Source organism: uncultured Aurantimicrobium sp. (assembly GCF_936931525.1).
Lineage (GTDB): Bacteria > Actinomycetota > Actinomycetes > Actinomycetales > Microbacteriaceae > Aurantimicrobium.
The window spans coordinates 1-25,551 of record NZ_CAKZII010000081.1 but is presented as its reverse complement, the minus strand read 5'-3'; the positions used below and the strand labels follow the sequence as shown (position 1 = coordinate 25,551).

The following is a 25,551-nucleotide window of genomic DNA, read 5'->3' as shown; positions in this document are numbered from 1 at the left end:
GTTATCCAACCCTCTTGAGAAAGTTGTACATCGCAGTATGACCGCCGCATCCACAACCCCATTCGATGTCATTACCATCGGTCGCGTTGGCATTGACATCTACCCTTTGCAGGACGGTGTGGGCCTCGAGAAGGTAGAAACCTTCGGTAAGTACCTTGGTGGCTCCGCCACCAACGTTGCAGTTGCTGCAGCACGCCACGGCCTCAAGTCTGCTGTGATTACCCGTACCGGTAACGACCCCTTCGGTAAGTACGTCCACGAAGAGCTGCGTCGTCTCGGTGTGAGCGATGAATTCGTTTCCGGCGTTGAAGGTCTGAACACTCCTGTTGTGTTCTGCGAAATCTTCCCACCAGATGACTTCCCCCTCTACTTCTACCGCGACCCCATCGCTCCTGACCTTGTCATCAAGGCCAACGAGCTGGACCTGGACGCTATTGCGAACGCCAAGATTTACTGGTCCACCGTGACCGGTCTCTCAGAGGAGCCCAGCCGCACCGCACACTTCGCTGCGTGGGAAGCACGTGGCCGCAAGCCACTGACCATCCTCGACTTGGACTACCGTCCCATGTTCTGGAAGAACCCCGAGAACGCTTCTGTTCAGGTTGCCAAGGCACTCGAGAACGTCACGGTTGCTGTCGGCAACAAGGAAGAGTGCGAAGTAGCTGTCGGCGAGACCGAGCCACACCGCGCCGCAGATGCTTTGCTAGAGCGCGGTATTGAACTCGCGATTGTGAAGCAGGGACCCAAGGGCGTTCTGGCGAAGACCAAGGACGAGACCGTTGAGGTTCCCCCTTACTTCGTTGATGTCATCAACGGCCTCGGAGCTGGCGACAGCTTCGGTGGCGCTCTCTGCTACGGCCTGCTCCAGGGTTGGGGTCTTGAGAAGATTTTGCGCTTTGCCAACGTGGCAGGCGCTGTGGTGGCAAGCCGCCGCGAATGTTCAACCGCCATGCCAACGACGGCAGAGGTGGAAGCAATTCTGAAGGAGATTGGCGCATGAGCACCATCGATTTAGACGCCCTGCGCAAGACGCGTGCAGAGAACCCCGGCAAAATTGCCGAAGTTCTCGCCAACCGCAAGCGCCGTGAACTCCTCCGTGGCGACGGCAAGCTCTTTATTGTTGCTGCTGACCACCCCGCGCGTGGTGCTCTCGGCGTAGGCAAGAACGAAACTGCCATGGCGGACCGCAACGTTTTGCTCGAGCGTCTGGCACTTGCACTCTCTCGCCCCGGCGTTGACGGTGTCCTCGGCACCCCTGACATCATTGAAGACCTCGCTCTGCTCGGACTTCTGGATGACAAGATCGTGGTTGGTTCTATGAACCGTGGCGGCCTCAAGGGCGCTTCGTTCGAGATGGACGACCGTTACACCGCGTATGACGTTGATGGCATTGTCGAATCAGGTCTGGACTTCGGTAAAAACCTGGTTCGTATCAACCTCAAGGACGCGGGTTCTGTCGACACCCTCGAAGCCACTGCATTAGTAGTGTCTGATGCTGCAGACGCAGAGCTTCCCATCATGCTCGAACCCTTTATGAGCGAGTGGGTAGATGGCAAGATTGTGAATGACCTCTCACCCGATGCGGTCATCCTGTCGATTGCTATTGCGTCAGGTCTGGGTAACTCCAGTGCCTACTCATGGCTCAAGCTTCCCGTTGTTCCAGAAATGGAACGCGTTATGGCTTCGACAACACTTCCAACACTCCTTCTCGGAGGAGACCCCAACGGCGATGCAGAAGAAACCTTCGCCGCATGGGCGGCAGCCCTTGCACTCCCCGGAGTGCGCGGACTGGTTGTTGGTCGTAGCCTGCTCTACCCCGCCGACGGAGACGTAGCCTCCGCCATCGACACCGCTGCCGCACTGGTTCACGGTTCTTAAGTTCTTTTAGAAAACCCCTCACGAAAGAAGATCAATGTCTACTCTTCCCGTAGTTGGCCACTGGATTGATGGTGCTGAAGTTGTCAGCACCTCTGGTCGCACTGCACCTGTTTATGACCCCGCTCTTGGTGAAATCACCAAGGAGGTAGCCCTCGCTAACCAAGCAGAAATCAAGGCAGCAATTGAATCTGCTGCTGCGGCTTTCCCCGCATGGCGTGACCAGTCACTGGCAAAGCGACAGCAGATCATCTTCAAGTTCCGTGAGCTGCTCAACGAGCGCAAGGGCGAACTGGCCGAGATCATCACTTCCGAGCACGGCAAGGTTCTCTCCGATGCTCTCGGTGAGATCACTCGTGGTCAGGAAGTTGTGGAGTTTGCGTGTGGTCTGAACCAGATGCTCAAGGGTGAATATTCCGAGAACGCTTCCACTGGTGTGGATGTCTACTCAACCCGTCAGCCTCTTGGCGTTGTGGGCGTTATCTCGCCCTTCAACTTCCCAGCCATGGTTCCTATGTGGTTCTTCCCCGTTGCGATTGCTGCAGGTAACACTGTTGTGCTGAAGCCTTCCGAGAAAGACCCCACCGCTGCTATCTGGATGGCAAAGCTGTTCAAGGAAGCTGGTCTTCCTGATGGTGTCTTCACTGTGTTGAACGGTGACAAGGAATCTGTAGATGGCCTGCTGGAGCACCCTGCAGTTCAGGCGATCTCCTTCGTGGGTTCGACACCTATTGCTCAGTACATTTACGAAACCGCAGCCAAGAACGGCAAGCGCGTTCAGGCTCTTGGTGGCGCGAAGAACCACATGCTGGTTCTGCCCGATGCTGACCTCGAGCTGGTTGCTGACTCCGCTATCAACGCAGGTTTCGGTTCTGCTGGTGAACGTTGCATGGCCATCTCCGTCATTGTCGCTGTGGAACCTGTGGCAGATGCACTGATTGAGAAGATCATGGCTCGTATGGGCAAGCTCACCACCGGTGATGGCCGTCGTAACTGCGACATGGGCCCCTTGGTTACCAAGGTTCACCGCGACAAGGTCGCTTCTTACATCGATATAGCCATCGAAGATGGTGCAACCGTTGTTCACGACGGCCGCAACGACACCTTCGATGGTGCTGACAACGGTTTCTGGCTTGGCCCCACCCTGATCGACAACGTTCCCACCACCTCCAAGGTCTACACCGAGGAAATCTTCGGACCCGTCCTCTCTGTCGTTCGCGTCAAGAGCTATGACGAAGGTGTTGAACTGATCAACAACGGTGCTTTCGGTAATGGAACAGCGATCTTCACCAACGATGGTGGTGCTGCTCGTCGCTTCCAGAACGAGATCGAGGTCGGCATGATCGGTATCAACGTGCCCATCCCCGTTCCTGTGGCGTACTTCTCCTTCGGTGGGTGGAAGAACTCACTGTTCGGTGACACTAAGGCTCACGGTGCTGAAGGCGTTCACTTCTTCACTCGTGGCAAGGCCATCACCAGCCGCTGGCTTGACCCCAGCCACGGTGGAATCAACCTGGGCTTCCCCCAGAACTAGTTAGACAGCCCTGGCCGGGCGTCTTATCGCCCGGCCAGGAACTTTCCCCCCATCGCAAAGGAGCTGTGAAGAACATGACACACACAAACAGTGGTGACTGGTTCTTCAAGCGCACCTCGCTGGCCCGCGACGGCTGGGAATCAGTCGTCGATAAGACTATTGACGGTTGGAAGTACACCGGCATTCGCGTGGCAGAACTTTCAGGAACCTCTGTTCCGTTGGAAGCGGCTGCAGTGGAACGCATCATCGTTCCGCTGTCTGGTTCCTACACCGTGACTTACCAGCTCTCTGATGACCCTGGTTCTCACACTCAGGTCCTGGCCGGACGAAAGTCCGTATTCCACGGCCCAACTGACGTGTTGTATCTGCCCACGGGCACTGATGCTGAAATCACCGGCACCGGCCGCGTCACCGTTGCTGAAGCGCCCACAGAGAAGCATTTTCCTGTGGCCTACATATCTGCTGAGGGGGTGCCAGTTGAGCTCCGTGGGGCCGGACGGTCGAGCCGCCAGGTGCACAACTTTGGCACTCCCCAGGCATTAGCTGCTGATCGCCTGATTGTCTGCGAAGTTATTACTCCCGCAGAAAACTGGTCCAGTTACCCGCCACACAAGCACGACGAGCACATCCCTGGTCACGAGTCCCACCTCGAAGAGATCTACTATTTCGAAACCGCGACTGCCAAAGGCCTAGATGCTCCTGTCGAAGCAGAACCTTTTGGCTACATGCGTACCTATGCTTCGGCAGCGGGCCCCATCGACACTCTTGAAGAGGTCCACTCCGGCGACATCGCACTCGTTCCTCACGGTTGGCACGGCCCCTGTGTTGCAGCACCGGGCTACGACCTCTATTACCTCAACGTGATGGCTGGCCCAGACCCTGATCGGGTCTGGCAGATCAGCGATGACCCCGCCCACGCGTGGATCCGCGAGACCTGGAACGGTCAAGAGATCGACCCCCGACTTCCCTACACGGCTTAAGCACCACCCGAAAGGAACCGCAATGACTACCCGTCGCATGACCGTCAGCCAGGCACTGGTTGAATTCTTAGGTCACCAGTTCACCGTTGATGGTGACTACCGTGAGCGCACCATTGCGGGCACCTTTGGCATCTTTGGTCACGGCAACGTGGCAGGTATTGGCCAGGCACTCAAGCAGTTCTCCGTCGACGAACCAGAACTCATGCCCTACTATCAGGCTCGTAACGAGCAGGGCATGGTGCACGAATCTATTGCCTACTCGCGTATGACTCGTCGTCGTTCAACCTTCGCGTGTGCTGCATCCGTGGGCCCTGGTGCCACCAACATGCTCACTGGTGCAGCTGTGGCAACGACCAACCGTCTTCCAGTTCTGCTGCTTCCTTCGGACACCTTCGCCACACGCGTCTCTGACCCTGTACTGCAGCAGCTTGAGCTTCCCCACGACGCCAGCATGAGTGTAAACGATGCATTCAAGCCGCTTTCTCGTTTCTTTGACCGTGTTCACCGTCCCGAGCAGCTGTTCTCTGCTGCGCTCGGAGCTATGCGTGTTTTGACGGATCCCGTGGAGACTGGTGCAGTCACCATTGCTCTTCCTGAAGACGTACAGGCCGAAGTGATTGACGTTCCAGCTGAATTCTTGGCGGACCGCGAATGGCACATTCGCCGTCCACGTCCAGATGCAGGTCTGATGGCAGAAGTTGCCCGTCAGATTGCGTCCGCCAAGCGACCCTTCATCGTTGCCGGTGGTGGTGTGATTTACTCCAGCGCTGCAGATGCACTGCGTGAATTTGTCGAAGCAACCGGAATCCCTGTGGGCATGAGCCAGGCAGGTGTGGGTTCACTGAACTGGGATCACCCCCAGAACATGGGTGCTGTGGGGGCAACAGGCACCACTGCTGCGAACCGTCTTGCCGCAGAGGCAGACCTCATCATCGGTATTGGTACTCGCTACAGCGACTTCACTGCTGCCAGCCGCACCGCATTCCAAAACCCTGATGTTCGCTTCATCAACATCAACGTGGCTTCCTTCGATGCCTTTAAGCACGGAAGTGCGCTTCCTGTTGTGGCAGATGCTCGTGAATCTCTAGTTGAGCTCTCTTCTGTTATTTCTGGCTTCCACATTTCCGCTGACTACGCAGCTGAAGCTGCACGTCAGAAGGAAACATGGGACTTTGAGGTCGACAAGGCCTTCGTAGACCGCGGTTTGGTGCTTCCAAGTCAGACCGAGATCATTGGCGCCGTTCAAGAAGCCTCTGATCCACGCGACGTCGTGGTTTGTGCAGCTGGTTCGCTTCCGGGCGACCTGCACAAACTATGGCGCGTGCGAGACGACCTGGGTTACCACGTCGAGTATGCCTTCTCCTGCATGGGGTATGAAATTGCCGGAGGCATCGGTGTTGCCCGTGCAGACAAGACCCGTGACTCCATCGTCATGGTCGGTGACGGTTCTTATCTCATGATGAACTCTGAGATCGTCTCTGCTGTTGCCGAAGGTATCAAGTTCATCATTGTGCTGATTCAGAACCACGGTTACGCCTCTATCGGTCACCTTTCTGAAGACGTGGGCTCGCAGCGTTATGGAACGCTGTATCGCACCCACGACAAGGATGGTAACAACTTCGAGCAGGGCGAAATTCTCCCCATCGACCTCGCAACCAACGCGGAGTCCTACGGCATGAACGTGATTCGCGTTGAGCCCACGACCAACGCCATTGCTGACCTCTCGGCTGCCGTGAAGGCAGCTAAGGCCAGCAATGTCGCCACCTTGATTCACATCAACAGCGACCCACTTTTGTACGCACCCGACGGTGAAGGTTGGTGGGATGTTCCTGTTGCAGCTACCTCCACCTTGGCTTCAACCAAGAAGGCACGTGCAGAGTACGAAGAAATCCAGAAGACCCAGAAGGCTCTTCTTGGTCGTGGCGCATCCGAAAGGAACAACTAATGTCCAACGCTCAGATTCGTATCGGTTCAGCGCCTGATTCCTGGGGTGTGTGGTTTGCAGACGACCCCAAGCAGGTTCCTTGGGAGCGTTTCCTGGATGAAGTTCAGACCGCTGGATATCACTGGATTGAGCTTGGTCCGTTCGGTTACCTTCCCACTGACCCTCACCAGCTAGAAGATGAACTTGGAAAGCGTGACCTGAAACTTTCTGCGGGTACCGTCTTCACCGGATTCCACAAGGGCGATGACCAGTGGAAACGTGCCTGGGATCAAGCACTCGATGTTGCTGGTTTGGTATCCAAGTTGGGGGCAGAGCACTTGGTTGTTATCCCTGACCTGTGGCGCTCAGATGCAACCTCAGAAGTTCTTGAGTCTCGTGTTCTCGATAATTACCAATGGAAGAAGCTCGCTGCCGGCCACGACAAGCTTGGCAAGGCGTTGCTTGAGGAATACGGCATCAAGCAGCAGTTCCACTCCCACGCAGATAGCCACATTGGTACCTATCAGGAAGTAGAACGCTTCCTGCAGGAGACCAACAAGGAATACACAAACCTGTGCCTCGACACCGGCCACTTCGCGTACTACCTCGGTGACAACGTCAAGCTAATGAACGCTTACCCAGACCGCATCGGTTACCTCCACCTCAAGCAGGTTGAGCCCGACATCCTGGCCGAGACCCTCAAGAACGATCTTCCTTTCGCTGAGGCTGTCGCCAAGGGCGTCATGACCGAGCCTGGTGGCAAGGGTGTTCCTGAGTTCGCTCCGATCATTGAGAAGGCAGCAGAAATCAACCCTGAGATGTTCGCCATCGTTGAACAGGACATGTATGGCTGCTCGGTGGACTTCCCCTTCCCGATTGCCAAGCGCACGCGCGACCACATCCACAGCTGCACTCACGCAGCACGTTTTCAGTAAGAATCTTTAGGTAAAGGAGTCATCTCATGGTGAAAATTGCCCTCGACCCCACCCCGTTCCACCACTCGCACGGGCTTATGGAGTTCCCGCGGGTAGCTGCGGACTTGGGTTATGAATGGTTGCAGCTCACCCCGCACCCCGACATGATTCCTTTCTTCAACCACCCCAAAGCAGACGACGACTACGTCAAGGCGTTTTCCAAGGCGTGCAAGGACGCAGGGGTGGGAATTGCCTCCACCCTTCCCGTGCTTCGCTGGTCTGGCCCCGATGAAGATGCGCGCGAAGCAGCAGTTCGCTACTGGAAGCGCGTCATCCGCATCACCGCTGAACTGGGAGTGGACACCATCGGTACTGAGTTCTCGGGTCGCCCCGAGAAGGCTGAAGAGTCTGAGCGTATGTTTTACCGCTCGATGGAGGAGATCGTTCCTCTCGTCGAGAAAGAGGGAATCAAGATCTTCATCGATCCTCACCCAGATGACTTCGTTGAGAACGGTCTTGCTGCCTGGCGCGTGATTCGCGGAATCAACTCCAAGAACTTTGGAATGGTTTACGTGGCTTCACACACCTTCCACATGCAAGAGGCTCCTCTGGAGATTATGCGTGCGGCGGGCGACCGTATAGGTATCGTTCACGTCTCAGACACCATGGACCACAACCGCTCACACGGTCTGCGTTACATCTCCAACCCTCCCGGAAACGCTGTGCGCGTGCACCAGCACCTCAAGATGGGCGATGGCGACGTGAACTTCGATGAATTCTTCGGCGGGCTCAAGGAGATTGGATTCCTCGACAACCCCAACTCGGTGGTCTGCTCGAGTGTCTTTGCAGAGAACGAAAACGCAGCTGAGGTGGCCAAGTTCCAGCTCGAGACCATCAAGAGCTACATCGCCAAGCAGAACTCGTAGTTCGCTACTTCTTCACTTTTGACGTGCTGCCTCGCGCAATCAGCGTGGGGACGAGATCCAGATCATGAGGTGCAGTTTGCGCTGCTTTGATACGGCGCAACAGCAGCTTTGCTGCTTGGCGTCCAATCTCGGCACCTGAGTCACTGACGGTGGTCAGGTCTAGGAACTTTGGACCTGCAATCACCGTGTCGTCATATCCTGCGACAGAAACGTCCTGAGGGACACGTTTCTTGAGCTTCTTGAGAGCAGCAATAGCCCCAGCTGCCATGAAGTCGTTCGCAGCAAAGATAGCGGTGATCTCGGGGTGGACTTTCATTAATTCCAGTGTGCAGTCGTACCCGGTTTCTTCATCAGTTGCCCTGCCTTCACCAGCAAAATAACCGTGACACCCGCGTGCTTTGGTTTGCGAAAGGAAACCATCAAGACGTTTGTGGGCAGCTCCATCACGTCCGGTGATGTGACCAATGTATTTGTGGCCTAAGTCTGCGAGATGATCGACAACAAGTTCTGCGCCAAGCTCATCGCTTCCGGTGACCACGTCAGCGCGTTGAGGGCGGGTTTGACGGCTCCCAATGATGACGTAGGGTATTTCCTTTGAGCGATCGCTCAGGTTAGAGGGTTCTGCTGCAACAACGAGACCGTCCACCCTCATCGCCAACAGGGCGGAGGCGGCGTCGGAGTGCCTGCTGCGCACTTCATGCAGGTCGCTCACAGCGAGGTGGTAGCCCGCATCATCGAAGATTTCACGAAGTCCTTTGAGCGTCTCTATAAACCAGGTGTTGCTGTAGTCATCAATGACCACCCCAATCAGACCGGAACTTTTTCCGGCCAAGTTAGAGGCTGCAGCATTGGGCTCGTAGTTGAGCTTCTTAATCGCGGTGAGAACTGCTTCGCGCCGGGCGGGGCTGACTTGCGGGGAGTCGCGCAGGACGAGAGAGACCAGTGATTTAGAAACACCAGCTAACGCCGCCACTTCATAAATGGTGGGGCGTTTGGTGGATTTCTGAGCGGTCACTTGTTAACTCTCTCACTTTAGGAAATGATTGGCGAAGAGAAGTTACTTTCTCATATTGACTTAACAAAGTCTTAGCATATAGTTTGTATCCAGGATCAGTTGGAGCGGTCCATGCCTCCAGGTCGACGCTCAACTTATATCCGCAAGTTCCAACGGAGTTTTGAGTCAAAACTCCCGAGGGAGGGAACAACAGAGCCCGAGCATTTGCTCGGGTTTTGTTGCTTAATCCCCTTATCTTTCGCGTGCTCTTGCCTGGGTGGAAACATTAAGACTTTGAGAGTATGTTGTAACAAACATCTTCATGACAGGAACTCAACGATGACTTCTCCCATCCGCATTGGTTTGATTGGCACCGGCCGTATTGGCCAGGTCCACGCAGCAACAATTGATCGCTCGAATGATTTTGAGTTGACCTACACGTGTGACACCTTCATTGCGGGTGCAGAGAACATCCAGAGCCTTTATGGTGGCAAGATCACCGATGACCCCGAAGTTCTCCTCAACAGTGGGGAAGTGGATGCCATTCTGGTCGCCGCTCCCACTCCGACTCACGTGGGTTTGATTGAGCGTGCTATCGACCTGGGACTCCACGTTCTGTGCGAGAAGCCCATTGACCTCGACATCGAGCGCGTCGATGCGCTTCGCGAGAAAGCATCCAAAGCCAAAACTCTTATTGCCATCGGTTTCAACCGTCGTTTCGACCCCGGTTTCAACCAAATCCAAGCCCGTGTTGCTGCAGGCGAAATCGGTACCCTCGAGCAGCTCATCATCATCAGCCGCGACCCAGCACCCGCGCCACAGGAATACATCCATGTCAGTGGCGGTATTTTCCGCGACATGACCATTCACGACTTCGACATGGCCCGTTTCTTCGTCCCCAACATTGTTGAGGTCAGTGCAACGGGCACGAACGCCTTCTGCGACTACATCGCTGAAGAAGGGGACTATGACAGTGTCGCTGTCACCCTTCGTGGAGCTAACAACGAGCTGGTCACCATTGTGAACTCACGTCACGCATCCTTCGGCTATGACCAGCGTCTCGAAGCTTTCGGAAGCCTCGGCATGCTCACGGCTTCCAACCTCACCCCCACCTCAGTTCAACTTCACACAGCAGAGGCCGTTGAGGTGCGCGAGCCCTACTTCAACTTCTTCCTGGAGCGTTATGCGTTGAGCTACCAGAACGAGTTAGCAGACTTCGCCACCAGCATTCGTTCAGGTAAGGCCATTAACCCGAACTACGAAGACGGTCGTGCCGCTCTCGTGCTGGCTAACGCTGCTCTGGAATCAGCTCAGACAGGTAAAGCAGTCAAGCTCTAAATCACGCGAAGAAATCAGCGAAAGCATCCAGAGCCGCGTCAGAATCTCCTGACGCCCAGCCCTCGAGGCCGACAACGCCGGTGTAGCCCAGAGCCTTGAGTTCTGCAGCTATGCGGCGGTAGTTGATTTCGCCTGTGCCAGGTTCGCAACGTCCAGGAACGTCTGCGACCTGGATTTCCCCGATCAGGGGGAATGCGCTCCGCACGAGCTCGGCGAGATTACCTTCGCCAATTTGAGCGTGATACAGATCAAGGTTCAATGCCAAGTGGGGGCTGTTCACTGCTTCGACTAAGGCAATGGTGTCTTCAGCTCGAGCGAATGGTGTCCCGGGGTGATCCACGGCAAGGTTGAGGTTTTCAAGGGTGAACTGCTTGCCGTGCTTCTCGCCAAGTTCTGCCAACTTAGCCAAGGTGTCACGAGCGGTTGACCATTCAGCCGCAGTCACACTTTCACGCTTGCGAATACTTTGTCCATTGGAATCAAGACCGGTGCCATGGAGATTCAGACGAGGCGCGTCAATGATGGTCGATGCCTCCAGCGACAGCAATGCTGTCTCCAGGAGACGAGCGATGCCATCCTCTTCGAGAAGGTCGCCCTCGATATAGCCCGTCATGCTCGAAAAGGTTGCGCCAGTAGCGGCAAGCGCGGGGAGGTCCTTGGTGGTCCAATCCCAGATCTCTACTTCAAAACCACGGTTGTGGATGTGCTGCACGCGCTCAACAAAGGGAAGCTCGGTAAAGAGCATTTCGGCAGAGGCAGCGAGGCGGTAGCTCGTCATAACAGGTCCTTAGAAGTATTTAGTGAGGGTTAGCGCCAATGATGTCGATGATTTCTTCTGCAACAGCGATGTTGGTGACGACGTCGTCGTGGGTGTGGAGCGGAGATTCAAGGAGACCTTCACCCACGTACTGGGCGAAGTAGTTCACCTGGTAACACAGTCCTTGGTGGCCCACGATGCCGGTGTTGTCAGTCCAGGTCACTCCGGTGTCGTTGAACTCAGTGTTGAGCAGAGTAATAGAAGAGGGAACAACGAAGGGAGTACCGAAGTTCAATGCGCCCTTGGAGCCTGATACAGCGCCGGTATGGGGGAGCGCTGTGCGGCCAGAGACAATGAAGTTGGTGCGCGCTGGAGTGTCGTCGTAACTCATCAACACATGCGCTTCTTCTTCGATGAGGTCTTCGCGCACAACGCCAAACGCCGTGATGTTCGTGGGGTTCCCGAGGAACATCTGGGCAAAAGCGATGGGGTAAATGCCCATATCGAAGACCGGTGAACCGCCGCCTTTAGTCCACATTCTTTCGAGGTGACGATTGTCCTGACAGAAAGTGGCTACCAATAAATCAAGCTCTCCAAGAGCACCATCGGCAAGTAGCTGACGTGCGATGTCGAACTGGGGGAGGTACCTGGTCCACATGGCTTCCATGGCAAAAACACCTGCCGCTGTGGACGCCTCAAAGATTGCTGCCGCATCTCTGGAGTTCATGGTGGTGGGCTTCTCAATGAGGACGTGCTTGCCTGCGGCAATAGCAAGTAATGCGTGTTCCTTGTGGTCAGAAGGATATGAGGCAATGTAGATCGCATCAATGTCTGCTTGACCTACGAGTTCGTCGTAGGAGTTGTAGGCGCGCTCTAGGCCCAGATCATGGGCGAATTCTTCAGCTTTACCCGGGGTGCGCGAGGCAACAGCGACAATCTGCTGTGACGTGTTGGTGAGGACAGTTCCTGCCCAGGTGCGAGCAATCCCACCTGCTCCCAAGATTCCCCAGCGCAGGCTGGGCACGGAGGTGGGGTCGATGATGTTGGGCTGGGGGAGGACGCTCATGAGAATTAGCCTAGTGAATAGGTAAGGACATTAGAACAAATTTCTCAACAGTGATTACTATGTAAACAAGCTCCGGCAATTGCACGAGGTCAATGAAGACACCCTGTCCACATTCCTGATTGCCTTTTTTCAAGGACATCTCATGACAACATCACAGCGTCTCGGCGTAGGACTTATCTCTGTTGGCTGGATGGGCAAGGTACATACGCGCGCGTATCAAGCACTTCCTGTGTTCTATCCCGAGCTGGGTATTAAGCCTGAGCTCGTCATTGCAGCAGATCCTGTGCCAGACCGCCAAGATTACGCTCGTGATGTGCTCGGCTTCGCTGAGGCTACCGGTGATTATCACGAGGTGCTTGCTCGCACTGACGTGGATGTTGTCTCCATTTGTGCGCCCAACTTCCTGCACGCAGAGATTGGCATCGCGGCAGCAAAGGCTGGTAAGTCATTCTGGATCGAAAAGCCTGTGGGTCGTCATGCCGCAGACACTGAATCTGTTGAAGCGGCAGTCCAGGAAACTGGCGTAACCACATCTATCGGGTTCAACTACCGGCATGCCCCTGCGTTGGAGTATGCCAAGCAGATCATCGCTTCCGGAGAACTCGGTCGAATTACAAACTTCCGTGGCACATTCTTTGCCGACTACTCTTCTGACCCCCGCGGAGCTCTGTCATGGCGCTTCATCAAAGAGATGGCGGGTAGTGGTGTTTCCGGAGACCTCGTAGGGCACTTGGTTGATCTCGTTCACTACATCTTGGGCCCCATCGATCGGGTCAGTGCTGCTACGTCAACGGTGCACCCCCAGCGCCCCATCCCAGCACCGGGTGGGGGTACCCACTTTGACCTCGTTGAAGGGGGAGAACTCGGCGACGTGGAGAATGAAGACTACGTTGCCATGCTGGTTCAGCTCCGTACCGACGCAGTTGCCTCTGGTGCGCTGGGCACCTTGGAAGCTTCACGAGTGACCGTTGGAAAGCGTGCGTCCTATGACCTCGAAATTTATGGCACTAACGGATCGCTCAAGTGGGACTTTGAACGTCTGAACGAACTCGAGCTTGCTATCGGGGGAGACCCTGTCCGAGTTGGGTACCAGCGCATCATGGCAGGTCCCTCGTTTGGTGACTTTGGACATTTCCAGCCAGGTGCAGGGACATCGATGGGCTTTGACGATCTCAAAATCATTGAAGCTAAGAAGTTTGTTCAAAGCTATCTCGGGCGTGAACATCTCAATTCGAACATCCATGATGCTGTAGCTGCTTCACGTGTTGTGGACGCTGCTTTGGCCTCTGCCGAAGACGAGCGTTGGCACAAGGTTGCACCTGTTTCTGGATCCACTGCTGCGGTGACAAAGTAACAATTCAGCAAACAAAGTCGGACAACTTAACATTTTCTGTTTCAGAAAGAGCAATCACAATTGCAGTGATTTCAGTCGAAAATCCTTGTTAATTCAACGATTTCTGTCGAAATCTGAATACAAAATGCCGAAATTTCGTACGCACTTGACATTGTGACTTTGTAAGGACAAAATAACAATACGATAAACAACGGGTCGAAATTCATTTTTGACTGGTAGTTTTTGGAGCGTTCTAATATTCGATCTTTTTCAGGAAGATCAGCTCATAACTCAGAGCACAAATCAAAGGAGATTTAGTCAGATGACAATCGGTGTCGCAGTAATCGGTGCAGGAATGGCAGGACGTGCTCACGCAGCCGCTTACCGTGCAGCAACTTCTCTTTACGGTTCAGACCTTCCTGAAATCAAGCTTGTCTCCATCGGTGATGTAAACCCCACCTTTGGCAAGATGGCTGCAGACCGCTTCGGTTACGAGCGCACTGACACTGACTGGCGTGCCATTGCAGATGACCCCAACATCAACGCTGTCAGCGTTGTTGTGGCAAACCACCTGCACCGCGAAATCGTTGAAGGTCTCCTCGACGCGGGCAAGCACGTTCTGTGTGAGAAGCCCCTGAGTGACACCCTCGAAGACGCCCAGGCCATGATCGCTGCTGCAAACCGCGCATCGACCACCGCACGTGTTGGTCTCACCTTCCTGCGCAACCCTGCAATCGCGGCTATCCGCAATTTGATCCAGTCCGGCAAGCTCGGCAAGGTCCTCCACTTCAGCGGCCAGTACTGGGCTGACTACTCCTCAGACCCCAACGCACCTATCTCATGGCGCTACAAGGGTGCTCAGGGAACTGGTGCACTCGCTGACGTCGGAAGCCACATCTCCTACGTCTCCGAATTCATCGTAGGCAAGCCCTTCAAGGCAGTTTCTGGTGCACGTTTCGTCACCTCCATCACCGAGCGCCCCGTCGCAACTGGTGCAGTCATGGGTCACGGCCTCGCAGCTGTGACCGGTGAGATGGATGCAGTAGAAAACGATGACTACGCAGGCTTCTCCGTTGACTTCGGTGGCGTACCCGGTGTAATCGAGGTTTCTCGTGTTGCTGCTGGTCACCCCACCAGCCTCAAGTTCGAGGTTTTCTGCGAAAAGGGCGCTGCAGTTTTCGACCAGCGTCGTAATGGTGAGTTCCAGCTCATGTTCAACGAAGGCCCCTACGGCGAGCGCGGTTACCGCACAGTCCAGGTTGGTCCTGATCACCCCTACATCGCTGGCGGTGTCCCCGTTGACGCTCCCGGTGTTGGTGTTGGCCAGAACGATCAGTTCTTCTTCCAGAACCGCGCATTCCTTCAGGAAGTTGCTGGCTTGCCTTCGACTCCTGCTCTGCCTTACTGCCCCAGCTTCGAAGATGGCCTCCACAACATGGAAGTTATCGGCTCAGTCATTGAGTCCTACAACCTCAATGGTTCGTCAGTAGACGTTCCAGCGGCTGACCCCTCCTACCTGCACTACTAAGAAGAGAGAACTACGTTGAAACTCGGCGTCTACAACGCGATCCTTCACGATCGCTCACTTCCCGAAGCACTCAAGGTCATCTCTGACCTCGGTCTCGGAGCAATTGAAATCAACACTGGTGGATTCTTGCCAGCAACTCACGTACCCACTATGGATGACATCCTGGTCAGCGATGCTGCCCGTGATGATTTCCTGGCTCTGTTCGAAGGCACCGGCGTTGTTATCGGTGGTTTGAACTGCAACGGTAACCCTCTTCACCCCAACGCCGTCATTGGTGACAAGCACGGGGAAGACGTCAAGCGTTCTATCCGTCTGGCTCACCGTCTCGGCCAGAACCGCGTTGTCACTATGTCAGGTCTGCCCGGCGGTGAAGCAGGTTCCAAGCACGCGAACTGGATTGTCAACGCTTGGAACTCAGATGCACTTGACGTGCTCGAGTACCAGTGGGGCGTCGCTGGCGCCTACTGGACCGAGGTCGACAAGCTCGCTCGTGACCTTGACGTGAAGGTAGCTCTTGAGCTGCACCCACAGAACTTGGTTTTCAACCCCGCAAGCATGCGTGAACTCGTCAAGCGCACTGGTGTGACCAACATCGGTGTTGAGCTGGACGCTTCTCACCTGTTCTGGCAGCAGATGGATCCCGTAGCTGTTGTTCGCAACCTCGGTCCTCTCGTATTCCACTCGGCAGCTAAGGACGTTCGCGTCAACCCCCACGCAGCAATCGAAGGTGTTCTCGACAACAGCTTCCGCCGTTTGGGCGCTGACGAGCCTCGCACCAACCTGGGTGGCGACGAATGGGCTAACGAATGGCCTAAGCCTGCCGCATGGGACTTCGTTGCTGTGGGCAAGGGACACGACGCTCAGTACTGGGCAGAGTTCCTCAAAGCTCTCTACGAAGTTGACCCCAACATGTTCGTGATTATCGAGCACGAAGATACTTCCCTCGGACGCATCGAGGGTCTGGAATTTGCAGCCAAGGTTCTTCTCGAAGCTGCAGATATCGCCGGTATCAAGCCGGAATAACTCAACAAAGAATTGACTCGGTACTTGTATCGGGCCAACCTGACAACCAGTACACCATTGGTTTTTAGGAGCGTCTCAGTCACCGTGACGGGGAACGCAATCACAAAGAAGGAAAGGAAATGGAAAAGATGATCTCTTCCATCACAGGCGCAAAGAAGCGTCGCGTGTCGGGCCTTGTTAAGGCTCTTCCAGTAGCAATTGCAGCATCACTGCTGTTCGCTGGCTGTGCAGCTCCTGCAGCTGACGACAGCAGCAGCTCAAGCGAAACCAAGACTGGTGGAGCAAAGGTTGCTGTTATCGGTGGTATGGCTAGCGATGGCTTCTGGACCACTGTCAAGAACGGTGTAGAGGCTGCTGGCCTTGCTGTTCAGGGCGCTGGTGGCGAAGTTACCTGGTTGCCTCTCAAGAGCTACGAAAACCTCGGCCCTGACGCAGGTGACCTGGTTCGTAACGCAATCGGCCTGGGTGTTGACGCAATCGTCATCGCTGACTGGGTTCCTGAGGCTGAAGATCCCGCAATCAAGGATGCAGTTGCAGCCGGTATTGCTGTCTTCATCTACAACGCTGGTGGCGTAACCGCTATGGAGAACACTGGTGCACAGATGTACATCGGCTCTGACGAACTCATCGCTGGTACTGCCGGTGGCGAGTACTTCGCTGAGCAGGGTGCAAAGAACGTTATCTGTGTCAACACCACTCCAGGTTCTGTAAACCAGGAAACCCGTTGCCAGGGTCTTGCTGAAGGTATGGCTGCAAACGGTGGCGTAGGAACTCAGCTTCCTCTCCCCGCATCCTCCTTCGGTGACCCTGCTGCAATTGCACAGGCAGTAAAGGGTGCACTTGTTGCAGACCCCACCATCGATGGTGTTCTCACCATTGGTGCGCAGGACTCTGACGCAGCTGCATCCGGTATCGAGCAGGCTGGCCAGACCGGCAAGGTCCTCCTCGGCACCTTCGACCTCTCGGAGAACGTGCTTGCACGTATCGCTGACGGAACTCAGCTGTTCGGTATTGACCAGCAGCCATTCCTCCAGGGATACATGGCAACCTCGATGGCATGGCAGTACGTTCAGTACGGCATCCTGCCAGCTGAGCGCGTCTTCCTGACCGGTCCTGCACTGGTAACCGAAGCAAACATCGCCTCTGTACAGGCTGGTGTTTCGGCAGGCGCACGCTAGTAATACCCCTTGCTACCCCCGGGGAAACCCGGGGGTAGCAACCCCAACTTTCACTCTCAAGGACGAGGAAATCTATGTCTTCCACCAAACAGGCTGAGCTCGCAATGCCGCGTCGAACTCTCGGCGACGCACTGCGATCCTTCACCCGCCGCCCTGAAATGGGCGCCCTGATCGGCGCTATCGCCGTCTATCTCTTCTTCGCCGTCGCCGGTGGTGACAAGTTCACCTCCTCCTACGGTGCCGCAAGCTGGCTCAACATCTTCGCTGACCTCGTCATCGTCGCATTGCCAGTGTCGCTCATTATGATTGCCGGCGAACTGGACCTTTCTGTCGGTTCCGTTATTGCCGGTAGCTCCATGGTTACCGCGCTGATGGCAACCACCTTCGGTCTCCCACTGTGGCTCGCCATGGTTGGTGGAGTGCTGTTCGGTGCAATCATCGGTTTCCTCAACGGTTGGATCATTGTTCGAACCGGGCTGCCGTCATTTATCGTGACGTTGGCCATGATGTACATCGTGATGGGTTTAACCCTCGGTCTCACCCGTGCCCTCGCGGGAACAGTAAACATTGCTGTTGAGGGTGACCCCGTTGCGAAGATGCTGTTCGGAACATTTATTGACGGTAAGTTCTCCGTCGTCATCTTCTGGGCCATCGCCATCGCCATTGTGGTCTGGTGGGTTCAGTCCTTCTCACGCTTTGGTAACTGGGTGTACGCAATCGGTGGCGACGCCATCAGTGCACGTGCACAGGGTATCCAGGTAGGTAAGGTCAAGATCTGGCTCTTCGTTGCTAGCGGTACCGCCGCTGCATTCGTGGGAATGATGCAGACCATTACTTATAACGGTGCAGGTGTATCGAAGGGTCAGTCCTTCGTGTTCAACGCCATCATCGCTGTTGTTATCGGTGGTGTTCTCCTTACCGGTGGATACGGATCTGTATTCGGTGTCATCCTCGGAACCATCACTTTTGCTGTCGTTCAGCAGGGCATCTACTACACCCCCTGGGACTCTGACTGGGCTTCGCTCATCATCGGTATCCTCGTTCTCGCTGCAGTATTGACCAACAACCTATTCAGACGATTAGCTTTATCGACTGGACCTAAGAAAGGGAAAAAGTAATGACTAAGCCAATTCTTTCCCTCAAGCACGTTTCCAAGATCTACCCCGGAAACAAAGCTTTGGTTGACGTTTCACTCAACGTCTACGCGGGCCAGGTTCTGTGTCTCCTTGGAGATAACGGTGCTGGTAAGTCGACTCTCATCAAAATCCTCTCCGGTTTCCACGAGCCAACCTCGGGAAAGATCGAGATGGATGGCCAAGAGGTTGTTTTCAAGTCCCCTAAGGATGCAAGCGCACGAGGTATCGCGACGGTTCACCAGTTCGGTGGAACCTTCCCGCTGATGACCATCGGCCGTTCCTTCTTCGTTGGTGCAGAGCCAATGAAGGGTTGGGGTCCATTCCGCCGCTTCGACAAGAAGTTCGCAAACGACGTTGCTGTTACCGAGATGCAGGGCCTCGGCCTTACCCGCATCACCGATGGTGACCGTCTTGTTGGTAGCCTTTCCGGTGGTGAGCGTCAGGCTTCGGCTATCGCTCGCGCTGTGTACTTCGGTGCAAACGTTCTCATCCTCGATGAGCCAACTGCTGCACTCGGTGTGAAGGAAGCTGCACACGTACTTCGTATCATCATGCAGGCTAAGCACCGCGGTGTTGCTGTAGTTCTCGTTACCCACTCCGTTGCTCACGCAATGACGGTGGGAGACCACTTCGCAGTTCTCATTCGTGGTGAGAAGGCAGATGACTTTGCTAAGGGTGAGCGCACCCGCGAGCAGATCACTGACCTGATGGCCGGTGGTGAAGCTATGCACGAGCTCGAAGCAGAACTCGCGTTGCTGACGGGAACTATTCCAACCATCAACTAACGCAATTCAACTCCCAGTCCTTGGGATAATTGGTGGGCGTCCTAACCTTCGCGGATAGGGCGCCTACCTTTTTCTTTACAGAAAGATCGCCCTCATGATTGATCCACTCGACGGTTTGTTGCCCATGGATGGCACGCCAGGCAGCATCATCTTGTTTGGTGTTGGAATCCTCATTGTTGGCGCGTGGTACGTCCTCAACAAGAAGAAAAACAAGGACGAATAAGCTCAGAGAATGAGCATCTCAGAACGTGTAGTTCCACAATGGAGTGTGTCCGCTGTGTTGTGGATTAGCATTCTGGGCATCATGGCCGGGTTTCAAACCTGGCGCGGTGCCTATGTGGACGGCATCCTGTTTTTCTCACTCGTTGCGATGCTTATTCTTGACCGCCTGACCGGTGGTCGCCTCATCATCATCAAAAAGACGATTTCTGCGCCCAAGATTCTCACCCTAGCCGTCACGGGAACATTAGGGGTGGTCTTGGTCTTGGCACCCCGTCACAGTTGGGTCGATTTAGCAGTATTCGTTGCCATTGGTGTCACGGTGCTGTTAGTGGCCTGGGAACCTGCTCCCGACCGCGAGCAGCGGCCTCACGCAGCATTACTTCGCTCCATGTGGATGTGGTCCATGCTCGCAGTGGCTATCTGTGTGTGGGAAGCTGCTGCCTTTGTGCTTAGCGTGACCATGCCCGGCGGAAACGAGAACTACCCCACTATTTCCGTTCTCTTCGACCCTTTCGTGGAGAACGTGTGGGGCAGGCTTGTGTTCGTGGGCCTCTGGCTAGCTGCAGGCTATGGCCTGCTCAGGTTCTGGAGGCGCTCATGATTCGCACAATTGTGATTGCGGGTTACCTCGTGGTGGTGGCTGTGGCCATATTCAGCGAGATCTATGCACAACGCAAGCCCAACAACTTTGCCCCCATCGGGGACATGCTCGAACACGTGATGACTTCACGCACGACTCGAATCGGCGTGATTGCTGCCTGGTGGTGGTTCGGGTGGCACTTTGCCTTTGCGGACACCGTGCAATTAGAGCTCTAAGGCTTACTTCTCCACCAAGGTGACCGAGAAGGAGTAGAGGTCTGGGCGGTAGCAGTGGTGACCAAACTCAACAGCACGGCCAGAGTTATCAAAAGCTGTGCGGTCCATGGTTAGCAAGGCTGCGTGCTTCTCAACATCCAGTAGATCACTTTCCTGATTGGTGGACTTTCGTGCACCAATACGCTGCTTTGCTACGCGCATGGTGACACCACGTGAGCGCAGGACGGCATAGAGACCGTGCTCGGCGATATCTGCAGGGTTCAAGTCAGTGAAGTCTTCAGGGAGCCAGTTTTCGAGCACAGAAACGGGAACGTTGTCTGCTTTACGAACGCGCTTGAGGTGAAGAGTGGGTGCACCGACGGCAACGGCGAGTTCTTCAGCAATCTTGGCGTCGGCGGCAATGACCTCGCAGGTCAGCATCGTGGTGGAGGGCTTCTGACCTGTTCGATTGAGGTCATCGTTCAAGCTGGTGAGTTCAACGCCTCGGGTGACCTGCCCGTGCACAACTTGCGTACCAATGCCACGTCGACGAACAAGAAGTCCCTTGTCCACAAGATCTTGAATTGCGCGACGAATCGTGGGGCGGCTGAGGCCTAGGCGCTCGCCGAGGGCAACTTCGTTTTCCAAGCGCGAACCTGCGGGGAGAGTGCCATCTAGAATCGACTTCTCAATACGGGTTGCCACCTGGAAGTAGAGAGGGATGGGGCCGGTGCGTTCCAGATCCATAAATAACGACAGAGGCAGAATTTGCTCGGTGGGATTCATGGTGTGTTCCTATTCATCGTGCTTACATGGCGTCATCTTTGACACCATGTCATGACATTAGCACCACAGAACGGTAGAATTAGTGAAATTAGACCGATATTTCACACCATTTATATCGTCATGTCAGACAACAGCGAGGTCGTCAGATGGAACAGATTGAGTTCACCACCCGCAAATGGGTGCGCCCCGAAGATCTCAATGCCAATGGCACGCTCTTTGGTGGCTCTCTGCTCAAGTGGATTGATGAAGAAGCCACGATCTATGCCATCTTGCAGCTGGGTAATCGCCGTGTGGTGACCAAGATCATTTCTGAGATTAACTTTGTAGCTTCGGCCATTGAGGGTGACCTCATTGAGATGGGTCTCGTGGCCACCAAGTTCGGCACAACCTCCATCACCATGCGGGCTGAGGTTCGGAACATGATTACTCGGAAGTCCATCCTTACGGTGGACCACATAGTATTTGTGGGCTTAGGTGAAGATGGCAAGCCCATGCCTCACGGTTATACCGGGGCCACCATGGAGCGAGACCGCATTCCCACCAGTTAGCGCGCGGAACCAATTCCTAGATGGTTGAGAAGTGATTTCTCAACTGCCCTGATTTCAGGCAGGCTGAGTGAGCCAATTCGTTTCGAGACATTGGCTGCTTTCACCGTCATAATCTTGTCCACTTGGGCAAAGCTATTTATCGGTGGGCCATCTGGGGTTTCAATGGAAATGGCAACTCTAATCCGGCCAATATCGCTTTCTTGAGTAGTAAGCGGAATGACGGTCACGCTGTGTAATTCATGCAGACTGTCATCTTGAATGATGATCCCTGGTCGCGGTTTACCTGCGTAATTCCCGCCTGCAATGACCCAGATTTCTCCGCGTCTCACTCTGTTTCATCCCAAATCCAGCTTGACTGGTCCTCAAGCCATTCCATGATGTCGTCTTGCTCGTCAGCTTTGTTGATGCTGGCGCATTCGCGCTTCATGTCGGCGAGGTATTTATCATTTGCCCGGTCGGGTACCCAGATTTGGAGTAGGCGGTAGCCATCCTCTTTCATCTGCTTGCGGTGTTGTGCAACTCTCATGCGACTAGACATACCTGAAATTGTTACATGTAACACCTCGTATTGGCAAGAGTGTGGATAACCAAACCGGTACGATTAACCCTTGTGGCTCTAACTATCGCAATCGTGGGACTGCCCAATGTCGGCAAGTCAACCCTGTTCAACGCTCTGACCAAGAGCACCGTTCTCGCAGCGAACTATCCGTTCGCCACGATTGAGCCCAACGTGGGAGTCGTCAACCTCCCCGATGAGCGCCTCGGCATTCTCGCTGGCATCTTCGGCTCCGAACGTCTGCTGCCTGCAGCAGTGTCGTTCGTCGACATTGCCGGCATTGTGAAGGGTGCTTCCGAAGGTGAAGGCCTCGGTAACAAGTTCTTGGCCAACATCCGTGAAGCTGACGCTATTGCACAGGTTGTTCGCGGATTCTCTGACCCTGACGTTGTTCACGTTGATGGCAAGGTCAACCCTGCCTCTGACATGGACACCATCAACACCGAGCTGATCTTGGCTGACCTCCAGACTCTGGAGAAGGCTGTTCCTCGTATTGAGAAGGAAGTCAAGGGCAAGAAGGCAGAGCCCATCGCTCTCGAGACTGCACTGGAAGCACAGAAGGTGCTCAACGATGGCAAGCCTTTGTCATCCACCTCCATTGACCTCACCCCCATCAAGGAACTGGGTCTCCTCACTGCTAAGCCCTTTATCTATGTGTTCAACGTGGATGAGGATGTCCTGGGTGATGAAGCTAAGCGCAAGGAGCTCGAAGCTCTCGTGGCGCCTGCCAAAGCAGTTCTCCTGGACGCCAAGCTCGAATCAGAGCTGATTGACCTTGATGCAGCGGATGCTGCTGAGTTGCTGGCTTCGACCGGCCAAGATGAGTCCGGTCTTGACCAGCTCGCTCGTATTGGCTTTGACACTCTCGGCCTTCAGACCTACCTCACCGCAGGTCCTAAGGAAGCACGCGCCTGGACCATTGGTAAGGGCTGGAAGGCTCCGCAAGCAGCAGGTGTGATCCACACTGACTTCGAGCGTGGCTTTATCAAGGCAGAAATCATTTCCTTCCAGGACCTGGTTGACACCGGTTCTGTTGCAGAAGCACGTGCCAAGGGCAAGGCCCGCATGGAAGGTAAGGACTACGTCATGCAAGATGGCGACGTAGTCGAGTTCCGCTTCAATGTGTAGTTAGAGTGCTCTGACCACACTCAGTGGTGGGAGTGGCCTATCCAATACAGCTCGAACGAGCTCAGGTGGAATGTTGAACATCTTCAGGGCAATGCCAATTGTTCTGTCAGCTTGCTCTGCGGTAAATGTAGAGTCTGTCGCCCTGCGAATAAAGGCGATAGCTGCGCAATTAGTCACGTTACCCACCCGGATTTCCATATCGTCGAGCGCGGGGAAAGCACTCTCTGACTCAGACCCGAATCTTCCCAAAAGCCCTTGAGATGCCTGGGGGATCAACTCGAGCACGATTGAGGGGTACTGCGCAGACATTCGGCTGAACAGGGGATGTGTTTCCCCGGTTCGCACGAAAAGTCGCATGGGGAGAATGAGTTGCTCGAGCGGGTCTGTGCATGCAGACGCTTGGTCAACTGCCCATTCCTCCCACTCTTTGTAGCCAGAGAGAAAAGCCTCCGAGATGAGGAGCTCTTTATTGTCGAAGTGCTTGTAGACGGTGCTGACAGACATCTCAGCTTCTTCAGCGATCTGCTCAATTGTGGCGTTGTGTCCGTACTCGGCAACGGCTCGTTGGGCCGCGCGCAATAAGGCAAGGCGGTTGCGGGCCACGTAGGCACTCTTTCGGCCCCCGATGGGAGCGGCTGTAACGGTCATATCGCTGTCTCCCATGAGTTCAATTTATCTGAAAGTCGTAATCGAATATTAATAAACTAATTATCTTTCTATATCGAAGTAAGACTACGATATTCAATTATGAATACCTCACTACAGATATCGCCCAGCAAGCGACAGTTTCGACCATCTCGGTTGTTTCTTCTTGCGTGGATGCTTGTAGTTGCATTGACCGTGTCCACTCTGCAACCGGTATTTGGCGTTGGAAGCCAATCTGCTGTTGCTCTAGATGGTGATCCTGGCAGCATAAATTTCGATGGAAATAGTCGAATATCTATCCCGTCTTCAGATAACGCGTCTATCGGCACAGGGGATTACACCATCGAAATGTGGATAAATTATTCGATCAAGCCAGTCAGCGACATTTTGGGTCGGTGGGTGACGGGCAACTCATCAAAACAAGAGTTCCTTCTTTCGAGCTATGACCACTTTCGATTCAACTTCATCCAAAAATCTACAACTGGCCAATTGGCCAACTTTCTTTTTGCACAGCCAGCAGAAAAAGGGTGGCATCATCTCGCCATAGTACGTTCAGGTACCTCCATCAAGGTTTACTCCGACGGCACACAAATTGCCACTACCGGCATTAACGCCGGAACCCCTGCAATTGCAACTTCAACTCCGCTGGAAATTGGCGGTGGAAATAGTACGAGTGGAGACGGAAATTTTTTCTTTGGCCGCCTGAGTAACGTCAGGATTACAAAGTCCGCGTTGTACACGTCCAGCTTCACTCCAAGCACAACACCTCTCGTCAGGGAGCCAGCGACATCTTTGTTGTTGAATACTGCAACAGGGCCATCCTATTTAGTAGATAGTTCGGCATTGCCAGCAGTCCCCATGACTGTCGGAACTCCAACCAGTAGCTCAGATTCCCCTTTTTCCACCAGTTTGCCTAGACCCCCAACAACAGTTCAGGCAACCTCTGGGGCTAACACCCAATCAGTAGTTACATGGGCAGCGAGTACTGAAATTTCAGGGATGGGCGCAAATACATACTCGGTTTTCTCATCCATAGATGGAATTACCTACAACCCGATCCCAAACTGTGTAAATACGTCCCAATTGACCTGCACGGTTACCGGCCTCACAATGGCGAGGGGTTACATTTTTCGAGTCAACGCGACTAACAATTTTGGAACTTCCGATTACTCGATTCCTGAGGGCAGCTTTACTACCGTGAGGTTTGGCCCGGTGTCCTCATGGGCTTCATATTGCTCAACAAGTACGTGGCTCGGATCGAATTCGTGTAGTCCCCTGATGAGCAGAAATCCCTACACCGCATCAGTGATGCCTGTTCCTGTCTTTAGTCCTTCAAACTGTGCGAGTATCGGTACCTTTGATGCCGAAGGAAACATGTATTTCCCCTCGGGAAACACAATCAGGAAGCTCAGTCCAGCGGGCTTTGGAACCTGCTCCACCACTTTATTTAGCGCCTCGAATTTATTGCTTTCTCCAGCAGCTACAGCAATGGCATTTGATGCTTCAGGCAATCTCTATGTTGGAAATACCCAAACAGGAAACGAATCGATTGTTCAGATATCTCCGGATGGAACTTCAGC

Annotated in this window: 27 protein-coding genes; 20 read left to right on the top strand and 7 right to left on the bottom strand. The window is 54.5% G+C overall.

Features of this window, described 5'->3' with window-relative positions; all coding sequences use genetic code 11:
- The first annotated feature begins 37 nt into the window (after positions 1–37).
- The 7 genes from iolC to Q0362_RS03540 all read left to right on the top strand — a co-directional run bounded on the left by iolC (position 38) and on the right by Q0362_RS03540 (position 8,153).
- A complete protein-coding gene (gene iolC / locus Q0362_RS03570; protein WP_298119841.1) occupies positions 38–1,000 on the top strand; it encodes a 5-dehydro-2-deoxygluconokinase in 963 nt (320 codons plus the stop codon).
- Entirely contained in the window at positions 997–1,878 is an 882-nt protein-coding gene (locus tag Q0362_RS03565; protein ID WP_298119839.1) for a deoxyribose-phosphate aldolase, read from the top strand. Before iolC ends, Q0362_RS03565 begins: the two co-directional genes overlap by 4 nt.
- Positions 1,879–1,912: 34 nt before the next feature.
- On the top strand, positions 1,913–3,409 hold the full coding sequence (locus Q0362_RS03560; protein WP_298119837.1) for a CoA-acylating methylmalonate-semialdehyde dehydrogenase: 1,497 nt from the start codon (positions 1,913–1,915) through the stop codon (positions 3,407–3,409).
- Positions 3,410–3,483: 74 nt separating this feature from the next.
- Positions 3,484–4,389, top strand: coding sequence for a 5-deoxy-glucuronate isomerase (iolB, locus tag Q0362_RS03555; protein WP_298119835.1), 906 nt, complete (start codon positions 3,484–3,486; stop codon positions 4,387–4,389).
- Between the two features lie 22 nt (positions 4,390–4,411).
- On the top strand, positions 4,412–6,334 hold the full coding sequence (gene iolD / locus Q0362_RS03550; RefSeq protein ID WP_298119832.1) for a 3D-(3,5/4)-trihydroxycyclohexane-1,2-dione acylhydrolase (decyclizing): 1,923 nt from the start codon (positions 4,412–4,414) through the stop codon (positions 6,332–6,334).
- Positions 6,334–7,248 carry a sugar phosphate isomerase/epimerase gene (locus Q0362_RS03545; protein WP_298119830.1) on the top strand — a complete coding sequence of 305 codons (915 nt, stop codon included), beginning with the start codon at positions 6,334–6,336 and terminating at the stop codon, positions 7,246–7,248. Before iolD ends, Q0362_RS03545 begins: the two co-directional genes overlap by 1 nt.
- Before the next feature lie 29 nt (positions 7,249–7,277).
- The gene (locus Q0362_RS03540) at positions 7,278–8,153 is read left to right on the top strand and encodes a sugar phosphate isomerase/epimerase (RefSeq protein WP_298119888.1); all 876 of its coding nucleotides are present in this window, start codon (positions 7,278–7,280) and stop codon (positions 8,151–8,153) included.
- 4 nt (positions 8,154–8,157) lie between these two features.
- Here the strand turns inward: Q0362_RS03540 and Q0362_RS03535 are convergent, their stop codons facing one another.
- Entirely contained in the window at positions 8,158–9,168 is a 1,011-nt protein-coding gene (locus tag Q0362_RS03535) for a LacI family DNA-binding transcriptional regulator (protein WP_298119828.1), read from the bottom strand.
- Positions 9,169–9,486: 318 nt separating this feature from the next.
- Here Q0362_RS03535 and iolG point away from each other — a divergent pair, with 318 nt between their 5' ends.
- Positions 9,487–10,485 carry an inositol 2-dehydrogenase gene (iolG, locus tag Q0362_RS03530; protein WP_298119826.1) on the top strand — a complete coding sequence of 333 codons (999 nt, stop codon included), beginning with the start codon at positions 9,487–9,489 and terminating at the stop codon, positions 10,483–10,485.
- Position 10,486: 1 nt separating this feature from the next.
- Here the strand turns inward: iolG and Q0362_RS03525 are convergent, their stop codons facing one another.
- Together Q0362_RS03525 and Q0362_RS03520 are read right to left on the bottom strand one after the other, a co-directional pair.
- Positions 10,487–11,263 (bottom strand): TIM barrel protein, encoded by a 777-nt coding sequence (locus tag Q0362_RS03525; protein WP_298119824.1) that lies wholly within the window; start codon positions 11,261–11,263, stop codon positions 10,487–10,489.
- Positions 11,264–11,282: 19 nt separating this feature from the next.
- The gene (locus tag Q0362_RS03520; protein WP_298119822.1) at positions 11,283–12,308 is read right to left on the bottom strand and encodes a Gfo/Idh/MocA family protein; all 1,026 of its coding nucleotides are present in this window, start codon (positions 12,306–12,308) and stop codon (positions 11,283–11,285) included.
- Between the two features lie 142 nt (positions 12,309–12,450).
- Here Q0362_RS03520 and Q0362_RS03515 point away from each other — a divergent pair, with 142 nt between their 5' ends.
- The 9 genes from Q0362_RS03515 (at position 12,451) to Q0362_RS03475 (ending at position 20,329) form a co-directional block, all read left to right on the top strand.
- Entirely contained in the window at positions 12,451–13,662 is a 1,212-nt protein-coding gene (locus Q0362_RS03515) for a Gfo/Idh/MocA family protein (protein WP_298119820.1), read from the top strand.
- Between the two features lie 301 nt (positions 13,663–13,963).
- Positions 13,964–15,169 carry a Gfo/Idh/MocA family oxidoreductase gene (locus Q0362_RS03510; protein WP_280794161.1) on the top strand — a complete coding sequence of 402 codons (1,206 nt, stop codon included), beginning with the start codon at positions 13,964–13,966 and terminating at the stop codon, positions 15,167–15,169.
- A 15-nt stretch (positions 15,170–15,184) separates the two neighbouring features.
- Positions 15,185–16,192 carry a sugar phosphate isomerase/epimerase gene (locus Q0362_RS03505; protein WP_298119817.1) on the top strand — a complete coding sequence of 336 codons (1,008 nt, stop codon included), beginning with the start codon at positions 15,185–15,187 and terminating at the stop codon, positions 16,190–16,192.
- Positions 16,193–16,311: 119 nt separating this feature from the next.
- A complete protein-coding gene (locus Q0362_RS03500) occupies positions 16,312–17,370 on the top strand; it encodes a sugar ABC transporter substrate-binding protein (RefSeq protein ID WP_298119815.1) in 1,059 nt (352 codons plus the stop codon).
- A 74-nt stretch (positions 17,371–17,444) separates the two neighbouring features.
- Positions 17,445–18,488, top strand: coding sequence for an ABC transporter permease (locus Q0362_RS03495; RefSeq protein WP_298119814.1), 1,044 nt, complete (start codon positions 17,445–17,447; stop codon positions 18,486–18,488).
- The gene (locus tag Q0362_RS03490; protein WP_298119812.1) at positions 18,488–19,291 is read left to right on the top strand and encodes an ATP-binding cassette domain-containing protein; all 804 of its coding nucleotides are present in this window, start codon (positions 18,488–18,490) and stop codon (positions 19,289–19,291) included. The genes Q0362_RS03495 and Q0362_RS03490 overlap by 1 nt, the downstream gene beginning before the upstream one ends.
- 94 nt (positions 19,292–19,385) lie before the next feature.
- Positions 19,386–19,514, top strand: a complete 129-nt coding sequence (locus Q0362_RS03485; RefSeq protein ID WP_280794166.1) for a hypothetical protein — start codon at positions 19,386–19,388, stop codon at positions 19,512–19,514.
- A 9-nt stretch (positions 19,515–19,523) separates the two neighbouring features.
- Positions 19,524–20,114, top strand: coding sequence for a hypothetical protein (locus tag Q0362_RS03480; RefSeq protein ID WP_298119809.1), 591 nt, complete (start codon positions 19,524–19,526; stop codon positions 20,112–20,114).
- Entirely contained in the window at positions 20,111–20,329 is a 219-nt protein-coding gene (locus Q0362_RS03475) for a DUF6186 family protein (protein ID WP_298119807.1), read from the top strand. The genes Q0362_RS03480 and Q0362_RS03475 overlap by 4 nt, the downstream gene beginning before the upstream one ends.
- A gap of 3 nt (positions 20,330–20,332) precedes the next feature.
- Here Q0362_RS03475 and Q0362_RS03470 read toward each other — a convergent pair whose 3' ends face one another.
- Entirely contained in the window at positions 20,333–21,094 is a 762-nt protein-coding gene (locus Q0362_RS03470; RefSeq protein WP_298119805.1) for a GntR family transcriptional regulator, read from the bottom strand.
- 146 nt (positions 21,095–21,240) lie between these two features.
- On the opposite strand from Q0362_RS03470, the gene Q0362_RS03465 reads away from it, so the two are divergent.
- A complete protein-coding gene (locus Q0362_RS03465) occupies positions 21,241–21,642 on the top strand; it encodes an acyl-CoA thioesterase (protein WP_298119802.1) in 402 nt (133 codons plus the stop codon).
- Here Q0362_RS03465 and Q0362_RS03460 read toward each other — a convergent pair.
- Both Q0362_RS03460 and Q0362_RS03455 read right to left on the bottom strand, forming a co-directional pair.
- The gene (locus Q0362_RS03460) at positions 21,639–21,971 is read right to left on the bottom strand and encodes a type II toxin-antitoxin system PemK/MazF family toxin (protein WP_298119800.1); all 333 of its coding nucleotides are present in this window, start codon (positions 21,969–21,971) and stop codon (positions 21,639–21,641) included. The genes Q0362_RS03465 and Q0362_RS03460 overlap by 4 nt on opposite strands.
- Positions 21,968–22,180: an antitoxin MazE-like protein gene (locus tag Q0362_RS03455; protein WP_298119797.1), complete on the bottom strand. Its 213-nt coding sequence runs from the start codon at positions 22,178–22,180 to the stop codon at positions 21,968–21,970. The genes Q0362_RS03460 and Q0362_RS03455 overlap by 4 nt, the downstream gene beginning before the upstream one ends.
- A 72-nt stretch (positions 22,181–22,252) precedes the next feature.
- Between Q0362_RS03455 and ychF the strand changes: the two genes are divergently transcribed.
- Positions 22,253–23,326 (top strand): redox-regulated ATPase YchF, encoded by a 1,074-nt coding sequence (gene ychF, locus Q0362_RS03450; protein ID WP_298119796.1) that lies wholly within the window; start codon positions 22,253–22,255, stop codon positions 23,324–23,326.
- Here ychF and Q0362_RS03445 read toward each other — a convergent pair whose 3' ends face one another.
- Positions 23,327–23,974 (bottom strand): TetR/AcrR family transcriptional regulator, encoded by a 648-nt coding sequence (locus tag Q0362_RS03445; RefSeq protein WP_298119795.1) that lies wholly within the window; start codon positions 23,972–23,974, stop codon positions 23,327–23,329.
- Positions 23,975–24,145: 171 nt separating this feature from the next.
- Between Q0362_RS03445 and Q0362_RS03440 the strand changes: the two genes are divergently transcribed.
- Positions 24,146–25,551 (top strand): LamG-like jellyroll fold domain-containing protein (locus Q0362_RS03440; protein ID WP_298119794.1); only part of this gene is annotated, 1,406 nt, incomplete at its 3' end.